General features: G+C 70.4%; 17 protein-coding genes and 1 pseudogene. 8 read left to right on the top strand and 10 right to left on the bottom strand.

The window, feature by feature from the left end; genetic code table 11:
• Window positions 1-19 precede the first annotated feature (19 nt).
• Window positions 20-784, top strand: a complete 765-nt coding sequence (locus QR77_RS36855; protein WP_052489342.1) for a cupin domain-containing protein — start codon at window positions 20-22, stop codon at window positions 782-784.
• 23 nt (window positions 785-807) lie between these two features.
• Here QR77_RS36855 and QR77_RS36860 read toward each other — a convergent pair whose 3' ends face one another.
• The gene (locus QR77_RS36860; protein ID WP_040029301.1) at window positions 808-1,317 is read right to left on the bottom strand and encodes a hypothetical protein; all 510 of its coding nucleotides are present in this window, start codon (window positions 1,315-1,317) and stop codon (window positions 808-810) included.
• 319 nt (window positions 1,318-1,636) lie between these two features.
• Here QR77_RS36860 and QR77_RS36865 point away from each other — a divergent pair, with 319 nt between their 5' ends.
• Both QR77_RS36865 and QR77_RS36870 read left to right on the top strand, forming a co-directional pair.
• Complete coding sequence (locus QR77_RS36865; RefSeq protein WP_236710962.1) at window positions 1,637-2,020, top strand: luciferase family protein; 384 nt, start codon at window positions 1,637-1,639, stop codon at window positions 2,018-2,020.
• Between the two features lie 141 nt (window positions 2,021-2,161).
• Window positions 2,162-2,359, top strand: coding sequence for an antitoxin (locus QR77_RS36870; protein WP_040026325.1), 198 nt, complete (start codon window positions 2,162-2,164; stop codon window positions 2,357-2,359).
• A 133-nt stretch (window positions 2,360-2,492) separates the two neighbouring features.
• Here QR77_RS36870 and QR77_RS36875 read toward each other — a convergent pair whose 3' ends face one another.
• From QR77_RS36875 to QR77_RS36885, 3 genes are all read right to left on the bottom strand, one after another.
• The gene (locus tag QR77_RS36875; protein ID WP_040026327.1) at window positions 2,493-3,101 is read right to left on the bottom strand and encodes an endonuclease; all 609 of its coding nucleotides are present in this window, start codon (window positions 3,099-3,101) and stop codon (window positions 2,493-2,495) included.
• Between the two features lie 183 nt (window positions 3,102-3,284).
• A complete protein-coding gene (locus QR77_RS36880) occupies window positions 3,285-4,859 on the bottom strand; it encodes a M81 family metallopeptidase (RefSeq protein ID WP_040026329.1) in 1,575 nt (524 codons plus the stop codon).
• A 53-nt stretch (window positions 4,860-4,912) separates the two neighbouring features.
• Complete coding sequence (locus tag QR77_RS36885) at window positions 4,913-6,058, bottom strand: ROK family protein (RefSeq protein WP_040026330.1); 1,146 nt, start codon at window positions 6,056-6,058, stop codon at window positions 4,913-4,915.
• A gap of 273 nt (window positions 6,059-6,331) precedes the next feature.
• Here QR77_RS36885 and QR77_RS36890 point away from each other — a divergent pair, with 273 nt between their 5' ends.
• The 4 genes from QR77_RS36890 (at window position 6,332) to QR77_RS36905 (ending at window position 12,144) form a co-directional block, all read left to right on the top strand.
• Window positions 6,332-8,182 (top strand): peptide ABC transporter substrate-binding protein, encoded by a 1,851-nt coding sequence (locus tag QR77_RS36890; RefSeq protein ID WP_040026331.1) that lies wholly within the window; start codon window positions 6,332-6,334, stop codon window positions 8,180-8,182.
• The gene (locus QR77_RS36895; protein WP_040026333.1) at window positions 8,179-9,129 is read left to right on the top strand and encodes an ABC transporter permease; all 951 of its coding nucleotides are present in this window, start codon (window positions 8,179-8,181) and stop codon (window positions 9,127-9,129) included. Before QR77_RS36890 ends, QR77_RS36895 begins: the two co-directional genes overlap by 4 nt.
• The gene (locus QR77_RS36900; protein WP_040026334.1) at window positions 9,126-10,034 is read left to right on the top strand and encodes an ABC transporter permease; all 909 of its coding nucleotides are present in this window, start codon (window positions 9,126-9,128) and stop codon (window positions 10,032-10,034) included. Before QR77_RS36895 ends, QR77_RS36900 begins: the two co-directional genes overlap by 4 nt.
• 88 nt (window positions 10,035-10,122) lie before the next feature.
• Window positions 10,123-12,144 (top strand): ABC transporter ATP-binding protein, encoded by a 2,022-nt coding sequence (locus QR77_RS36905; protein WP_040026337.1) that lies wholly within the window; start codon window positions 10,123-10,125, stop codon window positions 12,142-12,144.
• Between the two features lie 164 nt (window positions 12,145-12,308).
• Here the strand turns inward: QR77_RS36905 and QR77_RS42590 are convergent, their stop codons facing one another.
• The 4 genes from QR77_RS42590 to QR77_RS36925 all read right to left on the bottom strand — a co-directional run bounded on the left by QR77_RS42590 (window position 12,309) and on the right by QR77_RS36925 (window position 14,460).
• The gene (locus QR77_RS42590) at window positions 12,309-12,734 is read right to left on the bottom strand and encodes a hypothetical protein (protein WP_052489344.1); all 426 of its coding nucleotides are present in this window, start codon (window positions 12,732-12,734) and stop codon (window positions 12,309-12,311) included.
• Window positions 12,735-12,816: 82 nt separating this feature from the next.
• Window positions 12,817-13,212, bottom strand: a complete 396-nt coding sequence (locus tag QR77_RS36915) for a hypothetical protein (protein WP_040026340.1) — start codon at window positions 13,210-13,212, stop codon at window positions 12,817-12,819.
• A gap of 95 nt (window positions 13,213-13,307) precedes the next feature.
• The gene (locus tag QR77_RS36920; protein WP_052489345.1) at window positions 13,308-13,928 is read right to left on the bottom strand and encodes a hypothetical protein; all 621 of its coding nucleotides are present in this window, start codon (window positions 13,926-13,928) and stop codon (window positions 13,308-13,310) included.
• Window positions 13,915-14,460, bottom strand: a complete 546-nt coding sequence (locus QR77_RS36925; protein WP_078877610.1) for an RNA polymerase sigma factor — start codon at window positions 14,458-14,460, stop codon at window positions 13,915-13,917. The genes QR77_RS36920 and QR77_RS36925 overlap by 14 nt, the downstream gene beginning before the upstream one ends.
• Window positions 14,461-14,618: 158 nt before the next feature.
• On the opposite strand from QR77_RS36925, the gene QR77_RS36930 reads away from it, so the two are divergent.
• On the top strand, window positions 14,619-15,839 hold the full coding sequence (locus QR77_RS36930; protein ID WP_040026341.1) for an SGNH/GDSL hydrolase family protein: 1,221 nt from the start codon (window positions 14,619-14,621) through the stop codon (window positions 15,837-15,839).
• Between the two features lie 50 nt (window positions 15,840-15,889).
• Here QR77_RS36930 and QR77_RS36935 read toward each other — a convergent pair whose 3' ends face one another.
• Window positions 15,890-16,252 carry a peptidase inhibitor family I36 protein gene (locus QR77_RS36935; protein ID WP_040029306.1) on the bottom strand — a complete coding sequence of 121 codons (363 nt, stop codon included), beginning with the start codon at window positions 16,250-16,252 and terminating at the stop codon, window positions 15,890-15,892.
• A gap of 237 nt (window positions 16,253-16,489) precedes the next feature.
• A pseudogene (locus QR77_RS49530) lies at window positions 16,490-16,701 on the bottom strand (hypothetical protein); the annotation flags it as partial.

Consider the following 16,701-nt stretch of genomic DNA (forward strand, 5'->3'; position numbering starts at 1 on the left):
ACCACCTGGGGGAGCTGTCATGGTGAGCGGAGCAGCGGGATTCGCCGGACTGCCTGGCGCGGTCGCCGTCTCGCATCTGAACGTGTACGACTGGGAGGCTGCCGACGGGCGGAGCGGCGGCACCCCGCACCTGCACCTGACCTGCTCCGAGGGGTACGTGGTGACGGCGGGCAGCGGCGCCGTCCAGACCCTGACAGCGACCGGTTCCGACACCACACCGCTGGAGCCGGGAGCGCTCGTCTGGTTCACACCCGGCACCATCCACCGGCTGATCAACGACGGCGGTCTGCGCATCGTCGTGCTGATGCAGAACAACGGACTGCCCGAGGCGGGGGACGCGGTGCTGACCCTCCCGCCGGAGTACCTCACCGACCCGGCCACGTACGCCGAAGCGGTCCGCATCCCGGAAGGGAGCGAGGCCGAGCAGGCCACGGCCGCGCGCCGTCGGCGTGATCTCGCCGTCGAGGGATACACCGTGCTGCGTACGGCAGGGGAGGCCGGCGACAGGCGCCCGCTGCTGGACTTCCACCGGGCGGCGGCCGCGCTCGTACGCCCCAAGGTGGGTGACTGGCGGGCCCGTTGGAAGAAGGGCGCCGCCGAGGCTGCCCGGCAGACCGGCGCCCAGCTCGACCTGCTCGCGGACGGTGACGGTAGGCACCTCACCGAGGCCCGGGTGCACGCCCGGCTCCCCGCCGCGTACGGCAGGTTCGGCATGTGCGGCCGGCTGGACACGTACGACGTCATGGGCGCGCCCACCGCTCCGGGGGAGGCCTCGGGTTCGTAGAGGCACGGCGGGCCGGCACCGCGTCAGCGGCGTACGGGTCCGGAGGCGCGGCCGGCGTGCGCGGCGGCAACCGATTCCAGGACCGGCCGCCAGTCCTCCAGCACCCCGCCCTCGACACCGGGGGACCTGCCCTCGTCGCCGGCCTGGAGCAGGGTGACCGCGTCCTCCGCCAGTGGATCACTCGCGAAGTCGGAGGCCTCCCGGGCGCTCACCGCCTCGCTCCGCGCGCGCTGGGCCGCCGCGTGGAGCAGGACGAGCCGCGCGACGCGTTCGCCGAGCAGCGGGCGTACGGCGTCGGCCGCCCTGCCCCCGTGTTCCGCCGGGTCGTTCGGGTCCAGCAGAGCGCCCAGGCCGTGGACCAGCCCGGCGAGCTGCAACTCCTTGTCGGCGGGGCGCCGCCGGCGCAGCAGGGCCGCCGTTCTGAGGGCGTGGTCGTGGAGATCGACCGAACCGCCGCCGTGATCCGGACGGGACCGGGCTCCCCGGCACGCGTGGAGGAGGTCCATCAGCTCGTCGACCGAGTTCGGAGCCATGTGCTTCCCCTTCGCGTCCCTGGTCATCCGGCCTTCTTGCCCCTGGGCCCTGTCCCGACGGTGTCCGCCGCCGACCCCTCCGACGAGCAGATCACGCGGGGGTGGACAAGGCGCCGCACCGGGGATTGAACACGCAGCGAACAAAAACCGTCGGGCGGGGCTCCGGCCGCGGGACACACCCGCCCCGCCCCTGGCTCGGCCCCGGCACACGCCCCGCGAGCACCAAGGCACACGCTCCGGGCACCTCGGGAGAAAATGGACTCGCATCTGTTATCCCTTTCCCCTGTGCCGGACGGTCGTCATACGGCAGGCTGGGACAATGAACGCTGCGAGACACGCCGGCGAACGGCTGATGACTTGGCCAGGTCTCAGTGGCGGCCAGGCTTACTGCGGCACCGACCTGTGCGTCCGCACGGGTACCAAGGAGATCGTGCACTTCCACGGCGAGAACGAGGCCGACGTGCACCTGACCCACTCCATGATCGCAAAACTGCGTCCGGTGCTCAAGAACTCCACGGCGATACGGCTGCGGGCGGGTTCGGGCTGGGTCACCGTACGTCTCGACACGGGCGCCGACATCGACCTGCTGACCACACTGGTCAGCGCGGCGCTCCAAGCGGCGACCGTACTGCCGGAGGGCCCGGTCACCGGACCGGGGAACGATCCCTGCACCCGGCAGCGCGCGTACTCCTCCTCACACTGACGCCCTCGCGCCTGGGTCCTCACGCTGACGTCCTCACACTGCCCCGAGACGCCCCTGACCTGCGGATACGGTCCCCCAGATGCGGGATCACCAAGGGCCGGGGAAGGTGGGAAGACGTACGTTCCGAGTGAGGAGCTAGCAATGTCGATGCTCGACAAGCTGAAGGGCCTCGTCAAGGGGCACGAGGACACCACCCGCAAGGGTGTGGACAAGGGTGGGGACGCGGTCGACCGCAAAACGGGGGACAAGCACACCGACCAGGTCGACTCCGGTCAGCAGAAGATCGACGACCAGCTCGGCAATGGTGGAGACTCCGGGGAACGTCCGCCGCAGCACTGACGCCGCAGCACTGACGACCCCGCGCGGTCACCGTCGCCGTCCTGTGCCGCCGCACCCTCCGGGGTCCGGCGGCACACGGCTGTCGGCGGCACACGGCTGTCACGGACACACGGCTGTCACGGACGCACAACTGTCACGACGCCTTCGCCTTCGACCTCGACCTGTCGAGCGCCGCCCGTACCAGCGCGGCCGCGAACGTGGCGCGGTCCGTGTCACCGGCGAGGCGCGCCAGCTTCTTCGGCTCGGCCGGCAGCCCGAGGCGAGTCGCGCCCTGCTGCGCCTTGCCGTCCAGATAAGGGGCGACCTCGGGCCAGACGTCCTGCACCTCGCGCAGGAAGATGTCGGCGCCGACCGGCCCCATGCCGGGCACGCGCTGGAGCAGTTCGTGCAGCTCGCCGGTGTCGCCGTGCGCCTCGGCGCGCAGTTTGCGCAGGTCACCGCCGTACAGATCGAGGAGGAGATGGGCTCCCTCGCCGAGCTGCGTCGCGGTCCGCTCGTCGTAGCGGCGGTAGCCGCCGCGCCCCAGGGCGTCGACGCGCTCCTGCCAACTTGCGTCCGCCATCCGGTGCGGGGTCCGCAGCCCCGCCTCCGAGAGCGCCCGTGAAGCGGCGAGCGCGATGCCGCTGCTGATCCGGGCGCTCAGCAGCAGCGACATGACCAGGAGCTGGTAGAGCGGCTGGGGGGTGTTCTTCAGGCGGATGTTCGCCTCGGCCGCGTACGTACGTCCGTACGTGTCGAGCATCTCCCGTACAGCTTCGCGGTTACTGGTTTTTGCCACGCGACGCACCTCCTCGGGCCGGGCGCCCCCGACACACAGGCGAACAGCGCCGGTCGCTACCGGCCGGAACCATTGTCGCCCGGCCGGGTTCCCCTCGCACGCTCCGTTCAGAGCAGTACGTCGGAGCAGTACGTCGGCGTAGTTACGTCAGAGCAGCACGGGCGTCAGGTCGGGGCCCGGTCCTTCCCCGAACGCGTCCTCGTCGAACGGGTACAGCGGACGCTCCACCTGGTGGTGGCCCAGCCGCAGCAGATCCTGGTCGACACCGCCCGGGGTCAGCGCGAGCAGCCAGTCGGCCGCCATGTCGTACAGCTCCGGCTCCAGGTAGCCGATCTTGACGACGACCAGGTCGAAGGTGCGCGGATCGATCCCGAGACCGCCCTCGGCAGGACCGGTGAAATCGGCGAGGGTGTGGAACGGCTTGCGGCGCTCGGTGACCACGACGGTGAGGCCGCCCGTGGTGATCGCGGCGAGGTCGCAGCCGCTCTCGTACGGGCCGCCGCCCGGGTGGTCCGTACGGTCGGCGGCGCGCTGGAGTCCTGTCACGGTGCCGGTCAGCCGGTAGGGCCCGCCGTGGTTCGGGTCGACCTTGCCGCCGATGTCGAGCGTGACGCTCGCGTCGATGCCCGCCTCGAAGCAGGCCCGGACGGCCGCGGGGTCGGTGATACCGGGGTGGACGGCGGTGACCCGGCCCGAGGCGATCTCGTCGTTGTCGAGGAGCTTGCCGAGCATGTACGCGAGATCACCGGCGCCGCCCGCCGTGGGGTTGTCGCCCGAGTCGCTGATCAGGAACGGCCTGCGGTCGGAGGCCACGGCCTTCGCCACGCACTCCTCGGCGGTGCCGGTCGGCCCGACGAACCGGAAGTCGCGGCGCACGTCCCAGTACTGGCGGGCCAGCGACTCGGCCTCGGCGGCGGCGAGCTTCGCGTCGTCGCCCGTGACGACGACGGCCGCCCGGCAGCGCGGCTGATCGGCCCAGGCGTACCCGACCCAGATCGCCGCGTCGACGATGCCGGGCTTGGCCTCGATCGCTGCGAGCCTCCCGTACAGGCTCTTCGCCGGCTCCAGCCGGGTGCTGGTCTTCTCGCCCGGCAGCAGTACGGGGACCTGCACCCAGGCGCGGTGCGGGCGGCGGGATCCTACGGGCATCCGCAGGCGTTCGACGAGCTTGCGCGCCGCGCGCTCGCGGGTGTCCCAGGCGTCCTCGTGCGGCGCCAGCCGGTGGGCGGTCAGCAGGTCGACCGGGTCGGCGAACCGGCGCGAGACATTGCCGTGCAGATCCATCGCAGCCGACATCATGGGCCGGCCGTGCTCCGGGTCCTCGGGCGTGCCGACCGCGTCGAGGGCCGCCCGTACGGCTTCGGTGAGATCGCCCTCCGCGTCGCTGAGGCCGATGACGCTCATCGCGCCGTGCAGGTCGTACACCATGCCGTCGAGGGGGCCCGCCGCCCGGATGCGGTTGACCAGTTCGTCCTTGAGGAGCAGGTACGAGTCCGCCTCGACGGGGCCGCCCGGCAGGGCGGTCGCGTGCAGCAGCGGGACCCACTCGACGAGCGGGGCGAGGTCGGAGTCGCTCCGCGTCCACGTGTAGCGGTCGAGGAGCCGCGCGCCGCGTGTCTGGCGGAAGTCGTCGGCGGTGGAGCGGTGCGGGCAGAAGGTCGAGGACTCGATGCCGATGCCGCCGATGGCGATACGCAGCAGGCGGTCGGAGGTGGTCGTCATGGGGAGTGTTCTCCGGGTCGGGGGTACGGGATCGGGGACAGTCGGGGCGGGCGTCAGGGGGCCGTGGTGTGGGGGAGTGCCTCGCGCAGCACGGTGAGGCCGGCGCCCAGCAGTCCCGAGTCGCGGCCGGTGACGGTCGTGGAGATGTCGAGGCCCGCCGTGGCCATCGGCAGGCACCGCTCGTACAGCACGGCCCTGACCGAGGCGACCAGCGGCTCGGCGGCGGCGAGCGCGCCGCCGAGGACGACCGCCTGCGGGTTGAAGAAGTTGACGACGACGCTGAGCACGGTGCCGATGTGCCGGCCGGCCGTGCGGACCAGGGTGGTGGCGTACGGGTCGCCGTCGGACACGAGCCGGAGCAGCTCGGCCGTACCGTCCACCGTGGGGCCCTGGAGAGCGAGTTCACGTTGCAGGGCGGCGCCGCTGGCGACCGTCTCCAGGCAGCCGATGTTGCCGCAACTGCACGCGCGTTCCTCCGCGGCGTCCACGCGTACGTGGCTGATGTCGCCGGCCGCGCCGTTCGCACCGCGGTACGGACGGCCGTCCGAGATGACTCCGCAGCCGATGCCGCGGCCCACCTTGACGACCAGCAGGTGGTCCAACTCCCTGCGCGTCGTGAGGTGTTCGCCGACGGCCATCAGAGTGGCGTCGTTGTCGACGAAGACGGGCAGCCCGAGACGCCGGGTGAGGACGTCGCGCAGCGGGAAGCGGTGCCAGCCCGGCATCCTGGACGGGGTCATCACACAGCCGGTCCGCACGTCCACCGGGCCGGGGAAGGCGACGCCGACGCCGGTCACCGTACGGCCCGCTTCGCGCTGCTGCCCGGCGAGGTCGGTGAGTCGGCCGACGAGCCACTCCACGGACGGTTCGGGACCCGAGGTGAGGTCGTGGCTGTGGTCGGCCGCGTCCATGACCGTGCCGTCGAGCCCGACGGCGGCCATCCGCCCGTGATGGGAACCGAGATCGGCGGCGAGCGCGACCCCGTCGTGCTGGCGCACCCGCAGCAGCCGGGGCCGCCGCCCGCCGCGGGACGCGCCCTCGCCGGACTCGGTGAGCTGCCCGGAGGCGACCAGTTCCTGTACGCGCAGCGAGACCGTGGAGGCGGCCAGGCCCAGTTCACGTACCAGTTCGGCCCGTGAGGATGCCACGCCGGAGGACACCATGCGCAGGATGTCCTTGGTCGAGGCGCTCTCCGTCATCTCACTCCCTGGATCTTGTTTCGAGGATTCGAATCAAGTTGTCGCTGTCTCGATGTAAGTTACCGATTTGGGGTCAACTTCCGCCAGGAGATGAGGGAAAGTCTTCACCAAGGGATAAGGCGAAAACGGATCCTTCTGCCACAAACGCCCCGCCCAACTCACTCCCCGTGTTGTATGCAGCCCTTGACTTAGTTTTGTGATCGGTCCTAACTTTCACGAATCCTCGGCCGATCCCGTCGTCGGCCTTCCGCCGGACCCGATGGAGGCCCATCCATGCGCTCAGGGCGCTCACCCGCACGGCTCCGCACAGCCGTGGCGGCCGCCGTCGGGGCGGTGCTGATCGCGGTGCTGTCCGGCTGTACGCAGGACGGCGGCCGGATCGCCATGGCCCCCACCGGCGGCGTCGCCGTCAAGGGCGGTACGGCGACCATGGCCCTGCCGCCGGCCGCCACCCCCAACTGGATCTTCCCCATCGGCGCCCCCGGCTTCAGCGCCAGCTACAACGCGTCGATCCAGACACTGCTGTTCATGCCGGTCTACGACGCGGTCCAGAAGGGCGCCGACCTCGTCCCCACCGGACCGAACACACTGGGTCTCACGCCCGTCTACAGCGACGGGAACCGTACGGTCACACTCCCGCTGCGCAAGGACGCCACCTGGTCCGACGGCACCCCCGTGACCGCGCGCGACATCGAGTTCTGGTTCAACATGGTCAAGTCCGCCAAGGCGGACTGGGCCAGCTACTCGGTCGGCGCGATGCCCGACAACGTCAAGAGTTTCGAGACCGTCGACGCCCACACCGTACGGTTGCACCTCAACCGGGCCTACAACCCCGACTGGTTCACCGCCAACCAGCTCACCCTGATGCGCGCCCTCCCGCAACAGGCCTGGGACGCGAGGACCGACGGCGGGAAGACCGGCGACTGGGACCGCACCCCGGCGGGCGCCAAGGCCGTCTTCAGCCGGCTCACCGAGCACTCGAAGAGCCTCGGGTCGTACGGCACCGACCCGCTCTGGAAAACCGTCGACGGCCCCTGGAAGATAGCCGAATGGCGGGACTCGGGGCAGGTCTCACTCGTACCCAACCCCAAGTACACCGGCACCGACCGGCCGCACCTCGACAAGGTCGTCTTCAAGCCCTTCACCACGGCCGACTCCGAGTACAACGTGCTGCGCTCGGGCGGGGTCGACTACGGCTACATACCGCCGTCCGTCCTGGCGCAGAAGACGAAGTTCGAGGACCGCGGCTACTCCGTCGAGCCGTGGGACGGCTGGGCGGTCAGCTACATCGTCTACAACTTCAACTCCTCGGCCGGCGGCCCGGAGATGCGCCAGCTCTACATCCGCCAGGCGATGCAGCACCTCGTGGACCAGAAGGCCATGAGCGATGTCATCTGGCAGGGCAGCGCGGCCCCGACACTCGGCCCCGTGCCGGCCGCGCCGAAGACGCAGTACCTGTCGAAGGCGATGGAGAAGAACCAGTACCCCTTCTCCGTCTCCACCGCACGCACCATGCTGACCGACCACGGCTGGAGTCTCGCCGGCGGTCAGGCGCGCTGCGCGAGGCCCGGCACCGGCGCCGACGAGTGCGGAGCCGGTATCGCGAAGAACGCGCCGCTCCAGCTCACCCTGCTCTCCCAGTCCGGCTCCACCGAGACGACGAACATGATGCAGGAGCTCAAGTCCTCCCTCAGCAAGGCCGGCATCGACCTGACGGTACGTCAGCAGCCGCTGAACTCCGTCCTCGGCAACTCGGTGCCGTGCAAGAAGAACGACCCCGGCTGCGACTGGGACATGTCGTTCTTCGGCACCGCCGGAAGCTGGTACTTCCCGCTCAACCCCAGCGGTGAGCAGCTCTTCTCCACCGGCGCCTCCGCCAACTTCGGCAACTACTCCGACCCGAAGGCCGACAAGCTCATCCGCGCCGTGCAGTACTCCGGGGACCCCAACGCCATGCACGCCTACGGGGAGTACCTCGCCCGGCAGTTGCCCGTCATGTGGATGCCCAACCCCGCCTACCAGGTCTCCGTCATCCGCAACGACCTGCGCGGTGTGAGCCAGAACCCCACCGTCACCTTCGCCCCGCAGGACTGGTACTACGTCAAGAAGGGGGCCGATCAGTGACCGGTTTTCTCGTGAAGCGCTTCCTCCAGGCGCTGGTTGTCCTCCTCCTCGTGTCGATCATCGTCTTCGTCCTGCTGCACCTGCTGCCCGGCGGCCCGGCCCGCGCCATCCTCGGCCCCAAGGGCACCGCGCAGCAGATAGCCCGCTTCAACGAACTCCAGGGCTACAACAAGTCGTTGCCGCTCCAGTACTTCGACTACCTGGGCCGGCTGTTCCACGGTGACCTCGGACTCTCGTACAAGCTCAACCAGCCGGTCTCCGACCTGCTCGCCGAGCGGCTCCCCAAGACGCTGGTGCTGACCGCGCTCGCCACCCTGCTCGCGGTCGTGGTCGCCGTACCGCTCGGCCTGCTCCAGGCCGTCAGGCGCGGCAAGATCTCCGACTATCTGCTCACCGCCGGAGCCTTCCTCGCCTATGCCACCCCGGTGTTCTTCCTCGGTCTGATCCTGATCATCGTCTTCAGCCAGACCATCCCGATCTTCCCCTCAGAGGCGCCGCAGGGCGAGACCGTGGCCGGCATCTTCAGCGGGTTCTCCGGGATGGTGCTGCCCATCGTCACCCTGGCACTCGGCATCATCGCGATGTTCAGCCGCTACATGCGCTCCGCCACGCTGGACAACCTCACCGAGGAATACGTACGCACCGCGATGGCCAAGGGCCAGTCCAGCAGGCGCATTCTCGCCAGGCATGTCCTGCGCAACGCGATCATCCCGCTGGTCACCCTCCTCGGCCTGTACCTGCCGACCCTGTTCAGCGGAGCCCTCGTCGTCGAGTCGATGTTCAACTACCCGGGCATGGGCCTCCTCTTCTGGAACGCCGCTCAGGGCTCCGACTTCCCCGTCCTGCTCGGTGTGACGCTCGTGGTCGGCGTCGCCACGGTCCTCGGATCGCTCCTCACCGACATCGTCTACGCCGTCCTCGACCCCCGGATCCGGAGCGTGTCATGAGCGCGAGCAGTACTGCCGTCATAGCCCCGGGGCACGAGGACGCCGACCTCGCCACCCCCTCACTCGCCCGCCGTACCCTCCAGGTCTTCACCGGCAACAAGCTCGCCCTCACCGGCGTGATCGTGCTCGTGCTGCTCCTGGCGTTCTGTTACCTCGGGCCGCTGATCCACCCCACCGACCAGGTCCACACCGACCTCGCCCGGGCCAACCTGGCCCCCGGCAGCCCCGGTCACCTCCTCGGCACCACCGACCTCGGCTACGACCTGGTCGGCCGGCTCATGATCGCCGGCCGGTCCTCACTGGAGGTCGGCCTCGCGGCCGGACTGCTCGCCACCCTCTTCGGTACGGTCTGGGGCGCCGTCTCCGGCTACTTCGGCGGCTGGCTCGACGCGGTGATGATGCGCGTCACGGACGCCGCGCTCGCCATCCCCGCGATGTTCCTGCTGGTCGTCGTCGCCGCGATCATCACACCGAGCAAGACCGTCCTCATCCTGATCATCGCCGCCGTGGCCTGGCTCTCCCCGGCCCGGCTGGTGCGCGGCGAGGCGCTGGCGCTGCGCGACCGCGAGTACGTGCAGGCCATGCGCATGATGGGCGGGGGCGGCGCCCGCGCCGTGTTCCGGCACATCGTGCCCAACGCCATCGGCACGGTCATCGTCAACTGCACCTTCCAGATCGCCGACGCGATCCTCTACGTCAGCTACCTGGCCTTCCTGGGCCTGTCCATCCCGCCGCCGGCCACCGACTGGGGCTCGATGCTCTCCGCGGGCATCACCTACACCCAGAACGGCTACTGGTGGCTGATCTTCCCGCCGGGCATCGCCATCGTGCTGGTCGTCGGCGCCTTCAACTTCATCGGTGACGGGCTCAGGGACGCCTTCGAAGTGCGGCTCAGGAAGAAGTGACGGCCCGCCCCGTGCCCCCCGAGGGCACCCCGCGCCCCGCTCCCGTCCCTCACGCCTCTCACCGCGTCACCGTCCGGAGGAACCGCTCATGACCGATCCGCTGCTCCGGATCGACGATCTCCACGTCGACATCGCGTCCCGTAACCGCACCGTCCACGCCCTCGACGGCATCAGCCTCGACCTGGCGCCCGGAGAAGCCCTCGGCATCGTCGGGGAGTCCGGCTGCGGCAAGACGATGACAGCGCTGAGCGTCCTCGGCCTGCTGCCCTCCGGCGGCTCCGTCACCGGCGGCCGGATCACCTTCGACGGACAGGACCTCGCCGAAGGCGGCGAGAAGGTCCTGCGCGAGGTGCGCGGCAACACCATCGGCATGGTCTTCCAGGACCCGCTGACCTCACTCAACCCGACCATGACCATCGGCGCCCAGGTCGCCGAACCCCTCCTGCTGCACCGCGACATCACCAAGCGCGAGGCCTGGGAACGCGCGCAGGACATGCTCAGGCTCGTCGGCATGGACCAGCCCGCCGAGCGGATGAAGAACTATCCGCACCAGCTCTCCGGCGGTATGCGCCAGCGCGTCGCGATCGCCATGGCGCTCGTGTGCGAACCCCGGCTGCTCATCGCCGACGAACCCACCACGGCCCTTGATGTGACGACCCAGCACCAGATCCTCGAACTCATCGACGATCTCCGCTCCCGTCTCGGCATGGCGATGATCCTGGTCACCCACGACCTCGGAGTCATCGCCCACCGCGTCGACCGCGTCGCCGTGATGTACGCGGGCAAGGTCGCCGAGAGCGCAGGCGTGGGGGACCTCTTCGCCCGCCCGAGACACCGCTACACCGAGGCCCTGTTCGCCGCACTGCCGGAGAAGGCCGTCGTCGGCGCCACCGAGCTGCGTACGATTCCCGGCCTGCCGCCCAACCTCGCCTCGCCGCAGCACGGCTGCCGGTTCGCCGCGCGCTGCTCGTTCGCCACGGACGAGTGCCGTACGCAGGAGCCGCCGCTGACCGGGGACGGGCACCGCTTCGCGTGCTTCCACCCCGTGCCCGAGGAGGCGGGGACGCCGCTGGACGTCGAGCCGTACGACAGCGGGCGCGCCGGGGCAGTCGTACCCGAAGGGGCCGCCCTGCTGGAGATCACCGACCTGCACAAGGACTTCCCGCTGCGCGGCGGCCCGTTCTCCCGGTCGCGCGGCACCGTCAGCGCGGTCGGCGGCGTCACCCTGACCATCAGGAAGGGCGAGACGTTCGGGATGGTCGGGGAGTCCGGCTGCGGCAAGACCACCATGGGCCGGATGGTCGCCGGTCTGGAAACCCCGACCTCCGGGGCGATCGCCTTCGAGGGCGAGGACCTGGCGACGATGGACCGCGCTCACCGCCGGACCCACCGCCGGAAGATCCAGATGATGTTCCAGGACTCCACCGCGGCCATGGACCCCCGGATGCGCGTCGGCACCATCCTGCGTGAGCCGCTGGTCATCCAGGGCGTGGGGGACCGGGCCGAGCAGGACCGTGTCGTCGCCGAACTGCTCGACGCGGTCGGCCTGCCGCGCGGAGCGGTCGACCGCTACCCGCACGAGTTCTCCGGCGGACAGCGCCAACGGCTCGGTCTCGCCCGCGCCCTGACGCTCTCCCCCGAGCTGATCGTCGCCGACGAGCCCGTCTCGGCGCTCGACGTCTCCGTCCAGGCGCAGATCCTCAACCTGATGCGGGACCTCCAGCGCGACCGCGGTCTGACGTACCTCTTCATCTCGCACGACCTGGCCGTGGTGCGCTACCTCGCCGACACGGTCGGGGTGATGTACCTCGGGAAGCTGGTCGAGGCAGGCCCCGCCGATCAGGTGTACGCGCGCCCGCTCCACCCGTACACCCGGGGTCTGCTCGACACCGTCAATGTCCCGGACCCCGGTATCACCGCCCCCGAGCGGGCCCCGCTCAGTGGTGAGACACCGTCGGCGGCGCGCCCGCCGTCGGGCTGCCGCTTCCGTACCCGCTGCCCTCTCGCACAGGACATCTGCGCCGAGGTCGAACCCCTGGCGAGCACGCCCGACGGCGAGGGACACCAGGTGGCCTGCCACTTCCCGCTGGTGCGCGAAGCGGCAGCCTAGGCACTGTGTCTGACAGGGCCTGACGGGCTGTCTCCGGCCCCGCCCCCGTCACGGGGCCGGAGAAGCCCTCAGCACAGCCCGGTGCCGCGCGTGGGGGCGCGGCGCCCGGCCGTGCGGTCATCGGTTCCGCTCGACCACAGCTCTACAGGCCGGACAAGGCCTGGCTAGCAGTCGGGGACGCCGTCGATCTTCGCGCCGCCCTTCAGGAACACATTGCTGATCCACAGCTCGTCACTGCCGGAGGGCAGGGAGACGAAGGACCACCACTCGCTGGTGCCCGCCGGGTCGGTGACCAGGTCCCCCTTCGTCTGGCAGCTCGCGATCAGCTCGCCGGGACCGAAGGTCGTGGGCGACGGGTCGTTGACGTGCGGCCCGTTGTGCAGGCGTACGTTGCTCGCCCACACGGTCACCCTGGTCCCTTCGAGCCGCTGTGCGGCCTGCCGCACGGCGGGTCCCGCCGCCGGCCGGACGGCTGCCGTGACCCTGGTGCCGTCGGGCTGCGCCCCGGCCGGAACCTGCGAGGTCAGGGCCAGCGCCGCCACGGTGCCTGCCAGCGCCACCGACGCCATGGTCTTGTACATGAACTTCATGTCTCTCCACCCGTTTTCAGTTCAGATGTTCAGTGTTCGGTGTTCAGATGTGCTGGTGCTCGGTCGGTGCGCGCCGACTCGCTCAGGCGCCGCAGACCGGCACACCCGGCAGTTGGTTGCTCGCGTTGTCCACGTAGTAACTCGCGATGTAACCCCGGGTGTCGCCCCGCTGGATGTAGACCCACCAGGGGTTGCCGCTGATGGTCTGACCGTCGTTCTGGCAGATGGCGTCGAACGGCTGGCCCGGCTGCAGCTTCCCCGCCACCGCCGGGCAGTTGGCGGTCGAGGGGAAACCGTCGCAGAGACCCGGGTTGCCCGGGTTGTCCCGGACGTTGACGTCCGTCGCCCAGACGGTGAAGGTCGCCGCCGGGCCCAGGGCCTGGTTCCCCGTGTGCGGTACGGCGGCCGAAGCCGCCCCTGCTGTGGCGACGAGAGCGGTGGCCGCGATCATCCCGGCCAGCGCGGTACGGATCTTCATGTGTCGAACTCCCCGTGTTGTGCGTGCTGTTCACGCGCTACACGGTCGGCGGACCCGATCCGTATGACACCGGCGGGTGTGACCTGCGTCACATGTCAATCCGGGATGCCTTCGCCGTCCGCGCAGTCCGGGATCTCGGCCGCGTTGCGCGTGCGCACCCCGGGCAGCCAGCCCTCCACGCCGTCCTCCGTACGCACCAGGTACCAGCGCGCCGAGGTGATGCCCGACTCGTCCCTGAGCATGACGCCGTCGCTGATCACGCAACGCGCCGTCAGCCGCTCGCCGTGCCAGACCATCGCCGCGCGGTTGCCGCTCGCCGCGTACAGCTTGTGCGGGTTCTTGGCCAGCCGCAACGCGCACTCCGTCGTACGCAGTTCCTGGCACTGCACCTCGGCGTTGTACACCCGGACGGTGACCGCCGGGGTGCCCGCGGGCGGTGCCTGCCTGCCGGTGTTGAAGCCCGTCAGCCACCAGGCGCCGAGGGCGACGGCCACCACGACCGCGGCGGCCAGCGAGACGACAAGGGCGGGGTGGGGGAGCCGGACGACAAGGCGACGGGCCGGGAGGGCGGCCTGATCCGGTGGCCGTATCCGGTCCCAGAGGCCGGCCGGGACCTCGATCTCCTCGTCGGCCGACCGCAGCCGCTCACGCAGCGCGGCGGTCACGATGCGGTCGGAAGGCTCGGAAGGTTCGGAAGGCTCGTCAGGCTTGTTCATGGCGCCCTCCTTCCTTTGTCTCGACGAGCAGTGTGCGCAGGCTGTCCAGGGCGCGGGTACGGTGTCTGGCCGCCGTGCCCCGGTGCACCTTCATGATTCTGGCAGCCTGGTCGATGGTGTAACCGTCAAGATCCACCAGGATCACCACCCCGGCCTGACGCGCCGATAAGCGGCTCAGCAGCCGCAGCGTCTCCAACTCGCCCTGCCGCCGCTCGACTCCGCCGTCCCAGCCGGACACGCCGGCCGCGTCCGGATCGTCGACCAGCACCTGCCGTACTTCCTTCCGGTGCGCGTCGCGTACGGCGCTCAGCAGCGCCGAGAACGCGTAGGCGTACGGCTCCGGATGGGCGAGCAGCCTCTCGGGCCTGGCCACCAGTTTGAGGTACGCCTCGTGCACGGCGTCCTCCGCCGACTGGCGCGTCCCGGCCAGCATGACAGCCCTGCGGTAGAGCCTGGGCAGCAGTCCGCAGAACAAGTCGTCGAAGGGGGACCGACTGTCCGGCGCGGCGTCGGTCTTCTCATGAGGGGCCATCAGTCACCATGCTCCCCATCCGGGCTCCGGCGAATCATGTGGCCCCCGGGGGTATCCGGGGCCCGCCACGGGATTCCTTCGAACATCGAACCGGAAGCGCTTTCTGTCCGTGCCGTTGATGGCATGACCTGTCTCTGCAACGAGAGGATCAACCCGCAATGTACAGACCGGAATTGCCGCGACGCGCCCGGCGCGCTGCGGCTGCCCTGGCTCTCGCACTCGCCGCCGTTCTCGCGGCTCCCGCCGCTTCCTCGGCGCGGCCCGCACAGACGTCCGCAGTGGTTACCTGGGCGGCGAGCGCTGACCGGCTCGGCGCCGCCGTACCCGAACAGACCCACCGGATCGTCATCCACACCAGCGCGGGCGGCAGCGCCCCGCGCATCCGCCTGTCCAACGCCTTCGGCGACCAGCCCGTGACGTTCGGCCGCGCCTACGTCGGCACGCGCGCCTCCGGCGCGGCCCTCGTACCGGGCACCAACCGCGCCCTGACCTTCGGCGGAGCGCCCTCGGTGACCGTCGCGCCCGGCGGCTCCGTGTACAGCGACCCGCTGCGTACGGCCGTCGCGCCCAGCTCCGACCTCGCCGTCAGTGTGTACGTACAGGGCGCGGGAGGTACGGCGACGGGCCATGCGGCGGGCCACCAGACCTCGTACATCGCGCCCGTCGGCGACCATGCGGCGGAGGAGCCCGGCACCTCCTTCACCCAGCAGACCAAGAACCGCTTCTACCTCGACGCCGTGGTGGCCGACGCGCCGCGCGGCACCGGAACCGTCGTGGCGCTCGGCGATTCGATCACCGACGGTTCGAACGCGACCGACGACACCAACCGCCGCTGGCCCGACTTCCTCGCCGCCCGGCTCCAGGCCGACCGGCGGGGCAGTGTCAAGGGTGTGGCCAACGAGGGCATCTCCGGCAACAAGGTGCTGACGGACGGTGCCGGGGTGAGCGTGCTGAAGCGGCTCGACCGCGATGTCCTGTCGCAGCGCGGACTGCGCTCGGTGATCCTGCTCGAAGGGGTCAACGACATCAAGGCCGTCCCGGCGCCCACGGCAGCCCAGTTGACCGACGCGTACCGCGAGATCATCCGGCGGATCCATGGCTCCGGCGCCTGTGTGGTGGGCGCGACCGTCATGCCGTACGAGGGCTGGTCGGAGTGGAACGAGAACGGCGAGGCGACCCGCCAGGCGGTCAACTCGTTCATCAGGGACAGCGGCGCCTTCGACGCCGTGCTCGACTACGACGCGCTGGTACGGGACCCGGCGGCGCCGGGGAAGATCCTGCCCGCCTTCGACAGCGGTGACCATCTCCACCCGAACGACGCGGGGATGGAGGCGATGGCCGACGCCGTCGACCTCGGCAGCCTGCGCTGCGACCGCTGAGCGGTGGTACGTCGCGGGACGGGGGCCTTCAAGGCCCCCGTCCCGCCCGGTCAGAACGAGATGGAGCGGATCTGATAGTTGCCCTGCAAGCTGCCACGCCCGCCCGAACCGGTGCTGCCGATACGCCCGTTGTAGTTGGTCTGGGTGTAGTAGGTGGCCTTGTGGCTGTTGCGGTTGTACACGGACAGGACGTTCTCCCCGTTCCGGATGAAGGAGCAGCGATCGGCGGTGTTGTTGACCCGCTGGCTGTACTGACAGCGGGTCCCGGTCCCGTTCCAGCCGCTGTACATGCAGAAGTACCCGTCGGAGCAGGTGTACGCGGCCTCGGCCGACCGGGCCGAGGCGGGAGCGAGGCCGGCCGCGAGGGCGCCGGCGGCGGCGAGGAAGACGACGGTGGCACGGAGTGAGCGCATGGGGATCCCCTCGTTGACGGTCGGCCGGGCGGTCACGCGCCGGTCGGGACCACCAAGCCAGAGCCGCCGGGGGGCGCACCAGGGCGCATCGCGTGAAAGGTATGAAACAGGCCTTCGTCCCATCAGCTTCTTTTACGTACAACTGCGGTGATGCCGGGCGGACGATGGCCGGGATTCCCCCGCTCGTACGGGTGATGAGCGCCCGGCCACCGGTGGCGGGCCGCCGGCGGCCGGGCGTCAGCCGAGCAGCCGCAGCGAGGTCGCCGATCTGCCGAGACGGACCGTCTGACCCCAGGTCAGCTCCAGCGCGTCGCTCTCCATGCCGTCGCCGAACACCACCAGGCTGTCCGACTCGACCGTCAGCCGCAGCCGGTCCGAGCGTTCCAGCACGCCTTCGACGAGAGTGGTGCCGGTGGCGGGCGACGGCCAGGCCTCCCGTACGTACCAGA

Source organism: Streptomyces sp. 150FB (assembly GCF_000818195.1).
Classification (GTDB): Bacteria; Actinomycetota; Actinomycetes; order Streptomycetales; family Streptomycetaceae; genus Streptomyces.